This is a genomic window from Streptomyces sp. HPF1205, from assembly GCF_020400825.1.
Classification (GTDB): Bacteria; Actinomycetota; Actinomycetes; order Streptomycetales; family Streptomycetaceae; genus Actinacidiphila.
In genome coordinates this window covers 36404-49143 of sequence record NZ_JAINVH010000011.1, presented here as the reverse complement: position 1 = coordinate 49143, position 12740 = coordinate 36404, and the positions used below count along the sequence as shown (strand labels likewise).

General features: G+C 72.3%; 15 protein-coding genes. 1 reads left to right on the top strand and 14 read right to left on the bottom strand.

Features of this window, described 5'->3' with window-relative positions:
• Positions 1-42: 42 nt before the first annotated feature.
• The 4 genes from K7G61_RS14860 to K7G61_RS14845 all read right to left on the bottom strand — a co-directional run bounded on the left by K7G61_RS14860 (position 43) and on the right by K7G61_RS14845 (position 2961).
• Positions 43-234 (bottom strand): hypothetical protein, encoded by a 192-nt coding sequence (locus K7G61_RS14860; protein WP_225847286.1) that lies wholly within the window; start codon positions 232-234, stop codon positions 43-45.
• A 203-nt stretch (positions 235-437) separates the two neighbouring features.
• On the bottom strand, positions 438-821 hold the full coding sequence (locus tag K7G61_RS14855; RefSeq protein ID WP_225847285.1) for a hypothetical protein: 384 nt from the start codon (positions 819-821) through the stop codon (positions 438-440).
• 41 nt (positions 822-862) lie between these two features.
• On the bottom strand, positions 863-1606 hold the full coding sequence (locus K7G61_RS14850; RefSeq protein ID WP_225847284.1) for a hypothetical protein: 744 nt from the start codon (positions 1604-1606) through the stop codon (positions 863-865).
• A gap of 479 nt (positions 1607-2085) precedes the next feature.
• Entirely contained in the window at positions 2086-2961 is an 876-nt protein-coding gene (locus tag K7G61_RS14845) for a relaxase/mobilization nuclease (RefSeq protein WP_225847283.1), read from the bottom strand.
• A gap of 28 nt (positions 2962-2989) precedes the next feature.
• On the opposite strand from K7G61_RS14845, the gene K7G61_RS14840 reads away from it, so the two are divergent.
• Positions 2990-3811 carry a hypothetical protein gene (locus K7G61_RS14840; protein WP_225847282.1) on the top strand — a complete coding sequence of 274 codons (822 nt, stop codon included), beginning with the start codon at positions 2990-2992 and terminating at the stop codon, positions 3809-3811.
• Here K7G61_RS14840 and K7G61_RS14835 read toward each other — a convergent pair.
• The 10 genes from K7G61_RS14835 to K7G61_RS14790 all read right to left on the bottom strand — a co-directional run bounded on the left by K7G61_RS14835 (position 3754) and on the right by K7G61_RS14790 (position 12735).
• On the bottom strand, positions 3754-4032 hold the full coding sequence (locus K7G61_RS14835) for a hypothetical protein (RefSeq protein ID WP_308190636.1): 279 nt from the start codon (positions 4030-4032) through the stop codon (positions 3754-3756). The two genes, K7G61_RS14840 and K7G61_RS14835, sit on opposite strands and share 58 nt — an antisense overlap.
• Positions 4033-4223: 191 nt before the next feature.
• Complete coding sequence (locus K7G61_RS14830; protein WP_225847281.1) at positions 4224-4721, bottom strand: hypothetical protein; 498 nt, start codon at positions 4719-4721, stop codon at positions 4224-4226.
• 28 nt (positions 4722-4749) lie between these two features.
• Positions 4750-6009: an MFS transporter gene (locus K7G61_RS14825; protein WP_374204135.1), complete on the bottom strand. Its 1260-nt coding sequence runs from the start codon at positions 6007-6009 to the stop codon at positions 4750-4752.
• Positions 6006-7157: a hypothetical protein gene (locus tag K7G61_RS14820; protein ID WP_225847279.1), complete on the bottom strand. Its 1152-nt coding sequence runs from the start codon at positions 7155-7157 to the stop codon at positions 6006-6008. The genes K7G61_RS14825 and K7G61_RS14820 overlap by 4 nt, the downstream gene beginning before the upstream one ends.
• 67 nt (positions 7158-7224) lie before the next feature.
• Complete coding sequence (locus K7G61_RS14815) at positions 7225-8451, bottom strand: hypothetical protein (protein WP_225847278.1); 1227 nt, start codon at positions 8449-8451, stop codon at positions 7225-7227.
• Positions 8448-9245 carry a hypothetical protein gene (locus tag K7G61_RS14810; RefSeq protein ID WP_225847277.1) on the bottom strand — a complete coding sequence of 266 codons (798 nt, stop codon included), beginning with the start codon at positions 9243-9245 and terminating at the stop codon, positions 8448-8450. The genes K7G61_RS14815 and K7G61_RS14810 overlap by 4 nt, the downstream gene beginning before the upstream one ends.
• Positions 9242-9817, bottom strand: coding sequence for a hypothetical protein (locus K7G61_RS14805; RefSeq protein ID WP_225847276.1), 576 nt, complete (start codon positions 9815-9817; stop codon positions 9242-9244). Before K7G61_RS14805 ends, K7G61_RS14810 begins: the two co-directional genes overlap by 4 nt.
• Positions 9818-10351: 534 nt before the next feature.
• Complete coding sequence (locus tag K7G61_RS14800) at positions 10352-11077, bottom strand: glycosyltransferase family 2 protein (RefSeq protein WP_225847427.1); 726 nt, start codon at positions 11075-11077, stop codon at positions 10352-10354.
• Between the two features lie 56 nt (positions 11078-11133).
• Positions 11134-11451: a hypothetical protein gene (locus K7G61_RS14795; protein WP_225847275.1), complete on the bottom strand. Its 318-nt coding sequence runs from the start codon at positions 11449-11451 to the stop codon at positions 11134-11136.
• A 228-nt stretch (positions 11452-11679) separates the two neighbouring features.
• A complete protein-coding gene (locus K7G61_RS14790) occupies positions 11680-12735 on the bottom strand; it encodes a hypothetical protein (RefSeq protein ID WP_225847274.1) in 1056 nt (351 codons plus the stop codon).
• Between the last annotated feature and the right edge of the window lie 5 nt (positions 12736-12740).

Genomic DNA, 12740 nt, shown 5'->3' with positions numbered 1-12740 from the left:
GGACTTCACCGGCTGCTGGTCCCCACCGGGGCGTGCGCCGGGTCACCGCGACCGCCGAGCCGGGGCCGGGGCGGGGGCCAGCGCATGGGAAGCCCCGGTGGGTGCGGGCGTGGGGTTCAGCGCGGCATCGAGGTCCAGAACAAGGTCGTGCAGGTCATTGGTGAGTCGCCCGTACAGGGCGGCGTGCGGGTCGCCGTGGTGCTGGGCGCGGTAGGAGGCGGTGGCCAGCAGCATGACGACCCGGCCCAGGACACCGTCCTCCGCGTCGAACGCGGCGTTCAGGATCCGGCGGGTCTCGCCGGGGCCGGCGGTGGCGAGGTGTTCGGCGAGATGGTCGAGGTGGGCCGCGGCCTCGTGTGCGGCGACGTCAGCGGATGGTGCAGTCGTCGGCAGACGCGCTCCTTTCGTCGTGGGGATGAGGGTGGGCAGGATCTGGGTCAGCGGGAGCGGCGGACCGGGGAAGAGGAAGTTCGTGCCGGAGCAGAGCGTTCCGGCTGCTCCGGGCGGGGCGCCGGTCCGGGGAGAGTTGCTGCGAGGAGGTGTTCTTCGGCGATGTCGGGGCTGATGTTCACGCGGTATCCGGCCCGGTCGATCGCGGCGCATGCTCGGTTGGCGAGCTGTCGCTGGGCGTTCTCGGGCAGGTCGTGGGGGACTTGGTGCCACACAGCGATCGGCGCGGTGTCGTAGCGCTTCAGGCCCAGGGCGTCGAGGAGGTTCAGCAGGTCCTCGGGGGCGCCGGTGCGGCTGTCGGCGTAGATGACGGGGCTGCCGTAGCGCCGGTAGATCTCGACGTCGGTGCCGCATTCGTCGGCAAGGCTCAACGCAGCTTCTTTCTAAGGGTGGTGTGCAGTTGGGTGGCCGGTCATCGGCGTTTTCTGGGCGTGCCGGGCGGCGGGGGAGTCGGCTGCGGGTGGACGGTGTGGGCGCTGGGCTGGGCAGCAGTCCCGGAGCGTGCGGGGGCGTTGAGGTCCTCGGTGAGGTGGGTCAGGGTGTCGGCAGCTGTGGCAAACAGATGTGACTGGTCGGCCTTTCCCAGGCCGTGCAGGTGGGTGCCCGCCGCTGACAGGAGTCGGCCGAGCGCGGCCAGGGGGCTGATGTGCGGGGCCACGCTGGTGGCGAGGATGAATCCCGCGGTATTGCGGTCGGCGCGGATCAGGCTTTCGGTGACGCGGTCCAGCAGGTGCGCGGTGTCCAGCGCCAGCAGGGCGGGATACCGGTCGGTGGAGGGCGCCGCGATGCCCCGGATCCGCGGAGTGGTCCCGGCAACGGGGCTTGCTTGATCATCCTGGTCGGCATGGGACTGGTTCGCGATGACGGCTCCGGCAGGGGCGCCGTCGGCCCTCCCGGTGAGGAGGCCGGGGTCGATGTTGATCTTCCAGCCGGCCTTGGTCAGCGCGGTGGCGGCATCGCAGGCCAGGCGGCGTCCGGCCGCTTCGTCGAGGCCGTCGGGCACCTGGTGCCACAAGCCGGACGGCTCGGTCCCGCAGCGCAGCAGCCCCAGCGCGTCAAGCTGACTGAGGAGTTCGGCGGGAGCGTCCGCGCGGATGTCGGCGTGGATGGTGGTGGTGAAAGGGCGGCGGTAGAACTCGACATCGGTGCCGCACATGTCGGCGAGGCTCGGGATCACAAACATCCGGTGGCATAGGGGAGTTGAGGGGCTTGGGGGGGGGTAGTTGATCACAGCCCTGTGGGCAACGCTGTGGACAGCGCCCGGCGGGCGGCGACTGGGGCCACAACGACGTGCGGACTGCTGACGGCACGCGCTTCAAGCAGCGTGCTGTTCGGGCGGGGCCGTGGTTCATAGGCGGCGGCACCTCGCCGATGAACGGGGTCAGCGGGCGGGCTGGCGCCCGTCACGGCTGCCTTCCTGTGCACGGTCAGCGGCGCGGCCCAGAAGGGGAACGGCGCCGCGACGGGCGTTGTCGTATGGATCCCGTACGGCACCGTGCCGACGAAAGCGACACCTCGCCGATGTTGCCGTCCCCACTCGCCGGGCTCATGCTCACCGCGAACGCTTGCTCCCGCGGCATGTTCACTGCCCTTTTCACACGCGTGGCGGGAGAGCGGAAGGAGACCGTCAACGGGTCAGCGGGCAGGAGCGTGCACACTTGGCGCTGGTGTGGGGCGGGTGAGCGGGGCGGGGGCCGTGGCCAGACGGGAGGGCGGGCTCGCGGGGTCGGACAGGGTGTGCCCGATGCCGCGGAGGTCTTCCTGTATGTCGTACAGGCGCCGTGCGATCCACTCCAGCCGCCGGTCGGTGCCGGCACGGTGCAGGTCTGCGGCGTCGGCGCTGCTGATGGCGGCCTTCTCGATCTGGCGCCGTACCTGGGCCAGGGGACCGGCTGCCTCGTCGGTGATCTCATCGAGGAGATCCGCGAGGCTGTTGGGCGTGGGTGCTGATGCCATCGCGGGGCTTTCGGGGCGGCCCGCGCTGCTTGCCGGGGGCTGGTTCAGCGTCTGGGCTAGGAGCCGCACCTGGCTTTGCAGGTGGGGCAGCAGGGGTTCGGGCAGCTGTGCCCAGGTGCCGTCCTCACTGATCAGGTTGGCGATCAGGTGCAGGTGGCGGGGGTGTGCGCGTACGGCGATCCAGCGGTGGGGGCCGTCGCCGTCCGGCCTGGCAAGGCCGAGTGAGGCGAGCACGGTGTGGGCGGCGTACGTCCACCCGGCGGTGTTCAGGACGCGGTCGTCGGGGCCGAGTGCGAGCAGGAGGCGGAAGAGCGCTCGCCGGTCGCCTCCGGGGCTGGCGGTGAACGGGTGGTCCAGTAGCGGAGCGTTGAGGAAGTCCGCCCACTGCGCGGCGCGCCAGCTGAGGAAGTCGCCGGGGGAGGTGTGGGCGGCCAGGGCGGGCCAGGCGGCGACCAGGGTGCCGGTCTTGGTTGCTGCCGGATTCGGGTGGCCAGCAGATGGCAGCCGGAGGAAGTCCGTGGCGGTGAGGGCGCGTTGGCTGACGCCGAAGATCAACGGGGTGTTCCTCCGGTCGGGTGGGGTGGTGGACCTGGTCCAGGGCACAGGTGATCAGGGTGCGTTCGGGTACCAGGTCGGCGTGAACGGCCACATCGCCTGCGGGCAGGACATGGATGGCGTGGTCGATGGCGCCCAGCGCGTCGCGGTGGCAGCCGAGCTGGCGCAGCGCGCCGGACTTCCGCATCAGTGCGACCGGGGCCGCCCTGCGGGCCAAGGGCGGGAGCGCGGCGAGGTGGAGGATCCGTTCCGCGCGGCCGGGCAGCAGGTGTCCGAGCCACAGGCCGTGGAGGACCACGTGCAGGACTTCCCGGGAGCCGGCCGTTTCGGGCTCGGCGAGCAGGGCGTCCAGCATGCTCAGTCCGGTGGGCTTGGACTGGCCGAGGACGGCGAAGACGCCGTGGGCGCGTATATAGGGGTCGGCGCCTTCGGCGGCGGGCGGGTCGAGGGCCTGGAAGACGGTGTGGATCGCCCGGCAGCGGAAATCGAAGCGCATCGCGGAGAAGTACAGGTGCCACCACGTACGCCAGCGCGGTGTGGCGAAGCCGGTACTCGGCAGCAGGTCGTTGCCGAGGAGTTCGGTGACCGTGTCGCGTCCGGCTCGGCGCGCGTGCCAGGCGGCGTTGCTGCACGTGCGGGCGGCCTCCTGCCAGGTCGCCTCCAGGGTGCGCGATCCGTGGTCGAGGGGGCTGATCCAGTCCCGGCCGGTGTCGATCCGGTCCCGGGCGGCGGCGCCGATGGCGGCCAGGGCCTGTGCGCGGGCGTGGACGCTGCCGGACATCACCGGTGGCGTCACCGGCGGCTGCCGAGGTCGGCGGTGTGGACGAGCTGGTCGAGCGTGGTCTGGTAGTACCAGCCGCCGTCGAGGGACTGCTCGCTGTTCGGCATCCGGGGCAGCAGGTGGTCGGACAGGGCGCGGAAGTAGCCGGTGCAGTCGGGGCAGTACCGGCTAGTGTGGATCATGTAGCGGGGGTGGGCCGTTATGTAGGAGTGCTCGCCGCCGCGCGGGTTGCGCAGCCGCCACCCGTTCTCGTCTGTGGGGGTGTGCCAGGAGGAGGCGACCACGGTCATTTCCTCGCCGACTAGCTGCCCTTTGAAGGCGCCTTTGACGATCACGACCTGGTCGCCGGGAGCGTAGTGCTGGTGGGTGATCTCGCGTTCGGGAGTGAGGGTGTCCGCCGGCGGGGACGGCGGAAGAGGAAACGACGTCAGCGGTAGTCCTTCGATGTTCCGGGGCCCGGCCGGGTCTTGGTGCGGGCCGGTTAGCGGTAGGGGTTTTCGGTGCTGCGGTCGGCGTCGGTTACGGCGGCCAGCAGTTCGGGCAGGTCAGCGGGGTCGGTGTCCCTCTGGTCGAGCCACCACCCTGCCCGGTCCACCGTCCGGGCGGCGTCTTCGGCCTCGGCCCACCGGGCTTCGTCCCAGTCGCCTTCGGCGACCAGCGCCTGGTAGGCGGCGGTGACGAGTTGGTGGCGGCAGCGCTGGCCCCAGGCGACGGCCTTCTCGGATCCTGCCAGGGGCGGCATGTCGTACTGGTCGGCCCACGCTTCGGCGTCGGCCTGTTCTTGCTCGCGGCGGGCGGCGAGCCATTCTTTCGTGGCGGCGGCGTCAGCGGCGTGGGCGGTGCGCCAGCAGTCGGTGCAGGCGCGGGCGGTGAGCCAGCGGGCGTATCCGGCGCGCTCGTCCGCCCGGCGGGCGGAAAGATCATGGTCGATCGTGTGTCCACAGGCGTGGTTCACGGTCCAGGTCAGGCGGACGGCCAAGTTGGATTCTCCTTCGGAGGCGGGTGGTTCAGGTGTGGTCGTGGCGGCTGCGGGCGGTCAGGAGTAGAGCCAGGGCCGCCGTGCCGCCAAGTGCTGGGAGTGCGGCGAGGACGAGGGGGTGCGCGGTGGTGAGTCCGGCCAGGGCGGTGCCGGCGGCCTGGCCGGTGCCGACGGTGGCGATCAGCCACGCATACGCCTCGGTGACCATGCCGGGCGGGGCGAGGGTTTCGGTGGTGAGGAAGGCGCTGGTGATCAGCGGGGTGAGGAACGCTCCGGGAAGGAGCACGGTCACGACGGCGGCCACGGGCGCGGGTTCGGTGATCAGCGGCAGCCAGCTTGCGGTGAACGCCGCACAGGCGCCGAGAAGCTGGCGAGACAGCGGCCCTGTCCGGGGACGGTGCGTGAGCAGGAGCCCTGCCGTGACACTCCCGGCGGACAGCGCCGCAGGCACGGCACCGGCCAGCCAGGGGGTGTGCTGGCGGCCGGCGGCTTCGACGGACCAGACGGTCAGGGCGCCGAGTGCGAAGCCGATGCCGCTCAGCGCGGTGAACAGCCGGAGCAGGGCCGGATGACGCAGGGGTCCGAGCAGTGAAGAGCGGAGCCTGGCCGGCCGCCAGGCGCGAGACGGGGGTGCGGTGAGCACGATCGTGGCACCGGCCACGCCGGTCAGCGCCGCGGTGGCCAGGGCGGTTTCGGGGTTGAAGGCGTGGGCGAAGATGGCGGTCAGGGGCGGGCCGGCGATGTAGATCAGGCCCTGGCTGCCGGTATCGATCGCCAGCGCGGCACACTGCTGGGCGGAGTCGGGCAGGACGGACGGCCACAGGGCGCGCAGGCCCGCCTCCAGCGGAGGCGTGGTCACACCGGCCGCAACGGTCAGGACGGTCGCGGCTGCCGGATGACCGGCGGGGCGGGTGAAGGCGAGCGCCAGCAGCGCGGTGGTGGTCAGGGCGACCACGGTGCCGGTGATGAGGGTCTGGCCGTGCCGGTCGACCAGGCGGCCGAGCAGCGGCTGCCCGAGGGCGGAGGCGAGACCGTAGAGCGCGCACAATGCTCCGCCCAGGGCGAGCGTTCCCCCCTCGTCCTGGACCAGGAGCAGGATCGCCAGCGGCGCCATGCTGGTGGGGAGGCGTCCAGCCAGCGTTCCGGCCAGCAGGCGCGCGACGTGCCAGCAGCGCAGGACAGCCGCGGCACTCGGACGGTCGGCGGAAGGTGGTTCCCGCTCCGTTAGGTGATCTCGACGGTTCCCGGCCGGTGCCGGCCGGGAGGAGGAGCGAGGCGTGGAGGTCACTTCGTGCGGGCGCTGGGGACGGCTGGGGCGCTGAGACGGCCGGGAGGCAAGGCCGTGTCCGGGGCTGGCCCGGGTGGCGCGGGGATGTGCCGCGGGTGCGGTACGCGCTGCGGGGGTAGGACCGCGACGTGTTTCCCGAGTTCTTCGCCTGCGGCGCGCAGTTCCCGGGTGATGGCGTGGACGTGGGCGGCCAGCACGTTCAGGCGGGTGGCGGTCTTGTGGCCTTGGGGGGTGTCGAGGGCGTCGGCGAACTCTGCACACACCCGGAGGAAGTCGTCCAGCATCGGCAGGGGACCGCGGTCGCGGCTGTCGGTCTCGACGGCGGCGGCGATGGCTGCGGCCACGTCCCCACTGTGATGGGAGTCGATGACGCCCTGGATGAGGACGCCGAGGTCGCTGTCCGGCACAGCCCGCTCTGGGCCCCAGGGAGCATCGGGGCGCAGCACGCCGGTCGGCACGGGCGGCGGGCTGCAGCGGCCGGCTCCGTATTCGTTGTCGTACTGGCCGAGCACCGTCATCTGCTCGCCGGCGACGTCCCCGGCCAGGACCAGGATGGTGGAGTCGTCGTCCTCGATCAGGTAGGCCAGGGTGATGCGGCGGCCGGCCGCGTCGTACCAGGACTCGAACGGCTCCAGCTGCCCGCAGGTGCGGGCGTCGAGGGCGAGCGCCGTCAGGCGTTCCTGCTCGGCGGCGAGCAGCACCGGGATGTGGGCGGCGCGGTGCTGGGCGGCCAGGTCGCGGACGGTCAGCGCGTGCTCGGCCCAGGTGGTCAGATACGGCCACACCTGGGCATCGGCACGGCACCGGTCGCCGCCCCGGCCGACAACGTCGGTCTTGAGGTGGTGGTGGATGCGGTCGGTGGCGTGGTCCAGGTCGTCAAGCAGCAGCCGCCACGCGGCGTGGTGCGGGGCGGGAGGCATCATGGCAAGCCCGCTGCGTGCCAGGTCGAGCAGGTCACCGGTGTGGGGGAGCAGGCGGGTGGTAAAGGCGTCGGCCACCTGGCGGTTGCGGTGCTCGACGGCATGCCGGGCAGCTTCCGGGTCGGCGATCTCCCCGAACACTCTGGACAGTTGGCGCAGCGTGGTGGCGCAGGCCAGGTGTTCGGCGTGGTAGCGCAGGCGGAAGCCGGCGAGGTGGTCCAGCAGCACGTCGGCATCGGGTGGTGGCAGTGGCGGGTCGGTGGGAATCAGATCCTCGAATCGGTGGCGAAGGGGGTCAGGAGGTCGTGCCGCGGCGCTTGCCGGGCGGGGAGACGGGAGCGCCCGGGGGGAGCGCTGGCCGGGAAGCAGGGGCCTGGGTGGCGTGCGGGGCGGTATCGGCGGGCGGGTGGCGGCGGGCGAGGGTGACCAGCACCGGTCCGTGCTTCAGCCAGGCGCGCAGCGCCGGCTGCGCGCTCGCGGTCCGGGCCGCGACCGCTTCGGCATAGGTTGGCCCGGTCGCGGAGCTGTCGGCTTCGCGCAGGCGCTCCACCGCGACAGCCCATTGGCCGGCCGCGCTCTGGCCGTGCCGCAGTGCCTCGTGCAGACGGGCCAGGACGGCTTCCTCGTCTTCGCCGTGTCCGGTGGGCGTGCCCGGCTGTGGGGCGATGCCTTTCAGGTGGTCCAGGAGGTGGGGGCCGTGCAGGAGGAAGGAGCGGAAGTCGTCCCACAGCGCCTCCTGGTGAGCAAGTTGGACCCGGGCGAGGATGCTCGTGCCGATTCCGGTGCCGTCGTCGGGCGGCCAGGTGCTGCGAACCAAGGAGCGGGCGGACTCGGCGGACAGGGCGTGGTCCAGGCGGACGGCGACCTCCTTCACGCGGCGGTGGTAGACGGCCTGGCGGTAGGCGGGCAGCAGCCGGGACGTGATCGCCTCGGCGGTCGGGCCCGGCTGCGTGCTGGTGGTGATCGAGTTCGGAGCGGCGGAGTCGTCGGCGAAAGGGCCGTCCAGCTCGGCGCGGGCGAACGCCCCGATGAGAAGTTCACCTACGTTGTTGGGCTTGTCCACCATCAGCAGTTCGGTGCCGCTGCCGTCGGCGAGCACCACACCGTAGGGGATGCGCTGATTGCGGACGGCGCTGATGAGGTCGCCGTCGTCCCACAGCCATGCGGCCAGGTCCTGCTGCCACACGGGCAGGCAGTAGACCTCGGTCCGGGTCTGCCAGGCTCCCGGCAGCAGCGCGGCGATCTTCTGGGCGGTGTCGCCCAGCCATGGGCGGGTGCCGGCGTTCAGGGTGATCTGTCGGTCGGCGGCCAGGCGGGTCAGGGCGGTCAGCGCGAGCCGTGCGGTGTCAGTGTCCGCGGTGGTCAGCACACCGGTGCCGTCCTCGCGGCGGTCGAAGCCGGCGGAATCAAGGAGATCGTGCGCCTGGCGGTAGCGGGTCCCGCTTGCGATCGCCACGATCCCGGTGACCGAGCTGAACATCAAGGTGATCTGGGTGCCCGCGGGCAGTGCCGTGCGGGTCATCGGCCCTCCCGCCGCCGGCCCGGGCCCGGATCCCGTCCGCCCCGCGGAACGGGGGGTGCCGGCCGCGCCGGTGTGGTGAGCGGGCTGATGTCGAGCAGGGGCAGCAGCTCCGGGCGCGGCAGATCTCTCGCCGTGCGGACGACCGGCTCGGGGGACAGCAGGTCGTTGATGAACGTTCCCACGACGGCCGGAGGGGTGCCGTGGCTGAACGCCGCCCACCACAGCACCTCCGGCCTGCCGGCCCAGGGGACCGTGGCGGCGGCCATCACGAAGGTGTTCTCTCCCCCGGCCAGAGGCGGAGCGCTCGACTCACGGCCCCGCATGATGGCCGCGGCCTTGCTGCCCCCGTGGCGGGTGCGCCACTCCAGCAGGCCACGGTCGTCGTGGTACTGCCAGGCATCCCAGTCGGGTGCCTCCAGAGTGAATGGGCGCCCGTCTTGCGGCAGGCCGTACAGGATGTAGTCAGGGTCGCGCAGCAGTTCGGCGGTCAGCACCGTCGTCATCGAGGCGAGGAACTCCACCGGCAGCTCACCGCCCAGGGTGACGCTCCACCGGGACGCGGCGCCGGGGCGGGTGCGGGCGTGGAGGAAGAGGTGCGCTTCGTTGTTGCTGGCGGTGCGGTCGGCGTGCAGGGTCACGTGCCCGCACGTGCTGGTCGCGGTGGTGGTGAACGAGGCTTGCTCCATCGTCCACGCCGCGGTGCCGGCAAGGGCAGCCAGGTGCCGGTGGTGGCGGTCGCGGGTGCTGGCGGCCAGGAAGCGCGGCGCGAGGGCGACGGCGGCGGGTTCGGTCATCGGCGCGCACCCTGGACGGTGGCAGTGGCAGTGGCCGTCGCAAGCGGCGGCCGGTCCGCGGTGCGGGATCCGGGGCGGTAGGCCGGCGGCGGGGGCAGGGACAGCAGGGCGTGGCGGGCGGTGTAGTAGGCGGGCAGCAGCCGGGAGGCGACCGCGTACGCGGCCCTGGCCGGATGGCGGGGGACGGCGATGCCGTGCGGGGTCAGGGGTACCTCGCGGCCGGCGATGTCGAGGCCCAGCGGGGTCAGCGCGCCGACGAAGAACTGGCCCGGCCGCGTGGGACGGTCGATGACCAGGAGCTGGGTGAAGGCGCCGGCGGTCAGCAGCGCCCCACGGGCCAGGTGGTAGGTGAAGACCACGTGGTCCATGGCGGCGAGGTCCCACAAGAAGTCCGTTACCTTCCGGCGCTCGGCTTGGTCGTGCCAGTCGAGGTCCGAGCTGGTCCAGCCGCCGGGAAGCCGCTCGGCCAGCGCGGCGGCGAGCGTGGACAGCAGGTCAGCGGGCGCGCCAGGTGTGTCGGAGGCTGTGGGGGAGGGTGTGCCGGGGGCGATCGAGGTGGTTCTCCTGTCCATGGAAGGGGATGTGGGGGTCACGGGCGACGGCGCGTACGCGCGAGCGGAACAGATGCCGGGGCAGCTTCAACGGGACCGCGCAGGCCAGACTCGGCCCGCACACTCAGGGCCGAGGCGGCCTGTTCGAGTCGACCGCGGCCCCGGTGGGAGAAGTCGGCCGCGATGGCCAAGGACGCGGCCTCATCGCCCCGCAGGCGAGTGTGCTCGACGCCAGGTAGTGCCGCGGCGCGATGGCCGTGCGCCACGTGAGCCAGGGCCTCGGTGAGGTCCCGCCGGGCGTCGGCCATCGCCACCATCGCGCGGGCGAGGCGCTCGATGTCCTCGCGCTGCCGGAGCGGAACCGGCTCGGCGCCGGTGAGGGAGCAGGTGATCCAGGCCGCAGCGCGCCCGGCGTGTTGGCTTGGCCGGGCGAGGTGAGCGCCGGCCGCGGCCAGAGCGACCTGCGACGGATCCTGGGGAATCGCGTCGACGAACTCTGCGAGCTGCTGGGCGAGGCAGCCGAGCGTGCGCCGCTCGGCGGGACCGGTCAGGCGGTTACCGGCCGGTGCCGGGCTGGAGTGCCAGGGCGGAGGCCAAGTCGTTTCCTGACCTCCAGGCGAAGACCCGCGCCTGGTCCTCCAAGTTGTCGTAGTCCGGCTGCCGGGTGAGCTGGGCGTCGTGCTTGCGGTAGTGGTAGACGACCTGCGGGAGCAGCTCCCCGGGGGCGAGGCTGGTGATCTTCAGGGCGAGGTAGTCCTCGCCCTGGACGAGGCCACCCATGCCGCCGATCGCGGACCACAACCGGGTGGGGGCCAGGATGGTGGTCGGGCCGATCGGGATGGTGTGGTGCGGGCTGGGCCAGTAGGTCCACACCTGCCCGGGCTCGTGCCGGCCCGGCGGTGTCGGGCACCGCCACACCCTCGTCGACCCGTCGGGGAAGAGATCGGCGCTGTAGCCGGCGACCCACCCCAGCCCGGTGTTCTTCAGATGGTGCAGCCGACTGCTCAGGCTGAACGGGGGGAGAAGATCGTCGTCATCGGCCCAGGTCATGAACTCGGTACGGACTTCGTTGACGGCGAGGTTGCGGGCGCAGGCGGCGCCGACCGGTCGGGGCAGGGCGAGCACGCGGACACGGGCGTCGGCGGCTACGGGTTCGGGCAGTCTCCCGGGGTCGGCGCCGTCGAGGGCGAGGACGGCTTCCCAGTCGGCATCCTGGGCGGCGAGGCTGGCGTGCAGTTCGGTCAGGTAGTCCAGGCGTTCGGGGCGCAGCCGGGTGGCGATGACGACGGTGACGTCGGATATGCGGGAGACCTCCGTGCTGGTCGTGGCGGGCTGGTTCAGCGGCGCGGCGGCTTCGACGGTGCCGGTGGCCCGGGCGGTGCCGGCGGCCCGCCGTGCGGTGCCCTCGGGGGCGCGGTCGCGCTGCGGTGAGCCGTGTGCAGGCGCTGTTCGGTGAGGCGGACCATGTCGTCGGCCAGGGCTTCCAGACCGGTGGCCAGGGCGCGGTACTCGCCGGCGGTGGCCTCGTCTCCGCGGTCCTCGTGCCAGGTGGCGGCGGCTTCCAGGAACAGGTGCAGCTGGTCGACGGCGCCCTGGTCGCTGTCGAGGACCCAGGCGGCGATGCCGTGGAACTGGGATTCGGTGCTTGCCCGCATCAGGAGGTCGGTCCAGGCCGCGATGCTGTCCCCGGACGGTGCCGGCCCGGCGGTGTCGATCAGCGGCTGGGCGTCTGTGGTGGCCCAGCGGCGCAGGTCACCGGTGGTGGGGGTGTTGGTGGTGTGGGCGTGGAATTGTCCGGTGGTGCGGCCGGTGTTGTCGTACAGCTCGAAGTCGGGGTTGGGGAACAGGGCTCTGGCCCTTCGGATAGTGCGCAGGCGGGGGGTTTACAGGGCGAGCATGCGGGCGGCGGGTGGTCCGTCGGCGCCGGTCAGTTCGCAGCCGTAGCCCAGCAGTTGCGCCTTGGCGGCCGGTGTAGGGATGAGGGCGGCGTCGTTGCACACGAAGGTGTAGGTGACCGACTGCCGGGGCGTGGTGCCCAGCCACGCCCGGGCGTCCGGTCCTGCGGTGATCTGCCAGCCCGGATGGACGGTGTCGGTCTGGGTGTGGGTGTGGGCGAACAGCACCAGCGCTCCGCCGCCGGCGGTCTTCAGCCCGTACGCATCGGTCCAGGGGTTGTTGGCGGGGGCGAAGACGGTGGTGCCCTTTGCGCCGAGGCGGCGGGTGTCCTTGTCGTGGATGCTCGTTTGCCGCTTGCTGGCGGGGGTGGGGGTGAAGAACTGCTGTCCGCTGTTCTTGCCGCCGGTGGCGAAGTTGTCGGTGATCCCCACCCGCAGGCGTCCGGCGTCGAAGCCGGGCTGGCTGCTGCCGTCGGCGGCGACCGCGGTGGCGTAGCTGTCGGCGTCCAGCGCCATCTTCGGCAGGGACATCCCCTCCAGGTCGGGGGCGAGGACCATCTGCCAGCTGCGGTCAGGCTGCTGGGCGAACACGACCAGGCTCTGATCCTTGGTGCCGGTGACGGTGACGCCGGCGGCCAACCACCACTTCGTGCCGGGCAGGAACTTCGGGATGTACAGGCGGGCGGTGGCCGCATCGTAGGACCAGGGCTTGTACGGCGTGCGCTTCCTGGCCCGGGTCCCGGAGTCCTGCTTGTACCCGCCGAGGGACATCGCGTACAGCGGGCCGTCCTCGACGGTGTCCAGCAGACGCGCGTTGTCGTGGGTGTTGGCTTGGTTGTTGATGGTGGAGTAGCGGCGGATCAGGTTCAGGGCGGCCTGCTGGTCCAGGGCGGGTGTGGCGGTGGGCCGCGGTGAGGGGTGGGAGGTGGCGGTGGCCCGGTCCGGAGCCGGGGTGCCGGCGGTGGAGCAGGCGGTCGCGGCCAGGGCCAGGCAGGCGGTCGCGGTGAGGGTGATGCGGGTGATGCGGGAGATGGGCTGCTCCAAGTAGC

Coding starts and splice junctions, on each gene's coding strand:
- K7G61_RS14850 (WP_225847284.1), bottom strand. CDS start 1,606: ATGTGCGGCACCGATGTCGAGTTCTACCGCCGCCCTTTCACCACCACC.
- K7G61_RS14805 (WP_225847276.1), bottom strand. CDS start 9,817: ATGGACAGGAGAACCACCTCGATCGCCCCCGGCACACCCTCCCCCACA.
- K7G61_RS14860 (WP_225847286.1), bottom strand. CDS start 234: ATGCTGCTGGCCACCGCCTCCTACCGCGCCCAGCACCACGGCGACCCG.
- K7G61_RS14815 (WP_225847278.1), bottom strand. CDS start 8,451: ATGACCCGCACGGCACTGCCCGCGGGCACCCAGATCACCTTGATGTTC.
- K7G61_RS14810 (WP_225847277.1), bottom strand. CDS start 9,245: ATGACCGAACCCGCCGCCGTCGCCCTCGCGCCGCGCTTCCTGGCCGCC.
- K7G61_RS14795 (WP_225847275.1), bottom strand. CDS start 11,451: ATGCGGGCAAGCACCGAATCCCAGTTCCACGGCATCGCCGCCTGGGTC.
- K7G61_RS14835 (WP_308190636.1), bottom strand. CDS start 4,032: ATGACCGTGGTCGCCTCCTCCTGGCACACCCCCACAGACGAGAACGGG.